Source organism: Planktothrix sp. FACHB-1355, assembly GCF_014748295.1.
GTDB lineage: Bacteria > Cyanobacteriota > Cyanobacteriia > Cyanobacteriales > Aerosakkonemataceae > Aerosakkonema > Aerosakkonema funiforme_A.
In genome coordinates, this window is record NZ_JACJUP010000955.1 from 1 (window position 1) to 2843 (window position 2843).

General features: G+C 46.6%; 3 protein-coding genes. All 3 read right to left on the bottom strand.

Annotated elements, in window-relative coordinates; translation table 11 throughout:
• Positions 1-144: 144 nt before the first annotated feature.
• Entirely contained in the window at positions 145-894 is a 750-nt protein-coding gene (locus H6S82_RS27450) for a tRNA(His) guanylyltransferase Thg1 family protein (protein ID WP_190464590.1), read from the bottom strand.
• Positions 887-1360: an ATP-binding protein gene (locus H6S82_RS27455; protein WP_190464591.1), complete on the bottom strand. Its 474-nt coding sequence runs from the start codon at positions 1358-1360 to the stop codon at positions 887-889. The genes H6S82_RS27450 and H6S82_RS27455 overlap by 8 nt, the downstream gene beginning before the upstream one ends.
• 120 nt (positions 1361-1480) lie before the next feature.
• On the bottom strand, positions 1481-2843 hold a 1363-nt coding region (locus H6S82_RS27460), incomplete at its 5' end, for a right-handed parallel beta-helix repeat-containing protein (protein ID WP_191057047.1).

Genomic DNA, 2843 nt, shown 5'->3' on the forward strand with positions numbered 1-2843 from the left:
CTTTCTCTCTACCTCGCTCACCTGGAAAAGGTTATATCATATCGTGTCCGGTTAAAATTTAACCACAGATGAAAACAGATAAACACAGATGAACACAGATGTGAGGGCAAATTTTTGACGCTACTGATGGAATCAGTCATTATATCAATCATCAAGAAAAAGATTGATAAATTCTCCATAAGCCTCTTTCATAGGCAATTCATCATCAACTTTGATGCGGCGTCTTTTAGTCACAACAGTTTTATTTTCAATTGGATTGAAACCTTCTTTTTCGTAAGTTTCCCAGTACAAACCAACGCCTCTTCTTTGCCAAGTTGGTAAATCGTTAAAATTTATCCCATTTTGAAATAACAATTCGTTTTTGAATGCTACTGATTGATTTTCAAGAGTAGTTGTTGCTTCGGTAACGCTTTTGCCGGATTTACGTAATGTCCAATAACTCCAACCATTTAAAGCACAACGAGTCGCATCGGCTTGTCGCCATCGAAAATAATCAATTACTTGGGATTTGTTTGCACCCAGCCAAACGCGACTGTCGAAATTTACTATAGTTTGGGCGGCGTGAGTGAATGCGGTGCTGGCAATACTGGCAGAAATAGAAACAATTTTTTCTAAACTGCGATCGAACAAATCCCATTCTGGATCGAACAGCACAGAAATTTCATCGCTTTCTGTATAGGCGTAAACACCTTGGAGTTCTTCCAATAACGCCTTGGCAGTTTGTACCATCAGTTCGTGAAACTTGCGGTCAAACGGTTTCTCGAAGCGCGACTCGGTGAACCTGGAAAAACTGCGTCCATCGACGCGAATTACAGTCCACGCGCCTGGTAGCAGACGTAGGGAGTGGAAGTATTCGAGCGATCGCATTTTTTTCTCAAAATTATCGCTATCCATCCTTCACCTCATTTTCTTGCCACTCGCGCACATCAAAACGAAAGTTTTCAGCCACTCGCACGTAGAAAAGCCGATCGAAACCTTCCGCGTAACAGGGGCGTACTAACCTTTTTATTGTGGCGTAAATTGCCACATCCGGCACTTTCGCCTTACCAGAACGTAGCTGATTGCGATCGCAACAATTTTTCAGTCTAGATTCAAAGTAATAACCGATGATTTCAGAACCGTACATTTTGCCTATCTGAATTATAGATGCCCGCTCTTCAACAGTTGCATTAGTGTTATCTACAACTACCGATCGTCCCTCTTTTAGAGACGCTTCGATCAGCTGTGCTTGCCTTCTGGCTTTGTTTCTGTTATTACGCATCAAATCCTTGCTGACAAGCTCGTGAGTTGTGGCAAAATGAGTGCGGAAAAATGTACTTTTTCCAGAAGCTTGTAAGCCGATAAAAATCATCAGTTCCATACTCGATCGCGTCGGGGTTAGGGCGTCGGGGCTAGGGAAGAGGGAGAGAGAGAGGGAAAAGGGAAAAGGGAGGAATTTTGACTTTTGACTTTTGACTTTTGACTTTCCCTAGCTCCTAGCTTAAAGCTGCAACTCTTCGATCGAAGCATTTAAACCGTTGCTGTTAAGCTTTTGCAGCATTTCCTCAGCTTCAGTCCGATCGCTATAAGCACCCACCTGCATCACCGCTCGTCCGTTGGAACGAGTCCGAAAAGCTCCCGGTACAAGCGATCGCAGCAATCTCTGCTGACGCGCACTACCGACATCCACAATCACGCGGTAACGCAAACCAAGCGCTACAGCACGACTGGTAGAACTGGGACGGGGGGAGTATCTGCTTTCTTGCGGAAGCGGATTATCCGGAGATATCGCGACTGAAGGTAGGTTATTGCTATTAGAAACAGGAATTTCCGATCCGGGAACGGGTAGCAACCCTGCTTCTACGCCTGAATCTGGAAGCGTACCTCTACTTTGTCTGACAGGCTGTGTAGAAAAGTTTGCACCTCGATTATCTTCTCTTGTGGAGGAGAAAGAGGGGAGTGAAGGGGATACATCGCTGGATCTGGGTGGCGGTGCAGTAATCTCCACCGGCTCTGTTTGGTTGGCTGGTGGCGGTACGATCGCAGTGGGAGTATTGGGACGCCGCGAGTTTGGAATAGTTTGCCTTACTTGCACCGGTTCGCCCGAAGATAAAGGTGGAGGAACGGGAATTTGTACAGCACCACCCGATCCGGAGGGAAAATTATTTGTTGACCTTGTTTGTGTAGGGTTGGGGATAATAGTAGAGATCGCGGTCGGTGGCGGTTCGACATTTTCCGGTGCAGCGGCGACGATCGTTCCTGATAGATCCAAGCGTCCGCTTATACGACCTCCTGCAAGTTGATTGCCAAACGCGGGAATAGTTTGACTGGAAGTTTTACCGTTGATGTCAAGGCGACGGTTGTTGCGAAAAACGTTGCCTCCAGGTTGCTGAGCGATGCCCAAATCAGGACGAGCTTCGCCGATCGCTACTACACCATCTCGGCTGTTTTCCTCAATTGTATTGCCCCGCAACACAGGTTGAGCTTTGTTCTGCACCACCACACCGTCTATATTTTGGGTGATGCGATTGCCAACCAGCATGGGTGTGGCGGTGTGACCGATATTAATCCCAAATCCAGTCCTTTCAAACACATTTTCCCGCAGTTCGGGTTTAGAGCTGTTGTAGATGGTAATGCCGTTAGCACCATTATCGGCAAAGTAATTGTTGCGAATAACAGGCGCACTGCTGCCGGTGACAGAGATACCGTCGTGGGAGTTGCCGATAAAAGTATTGTCAGTCACTAGAGGACTGCTGAATTCTATCCACAAGCCGTAACCTCGTCGGTTGGAGTTAGTGACTGTGACTCCCACAATTGCCGATTTATCTGCTGCTAGAATGGCGATGTTTTGGCGAGCAAAGGTG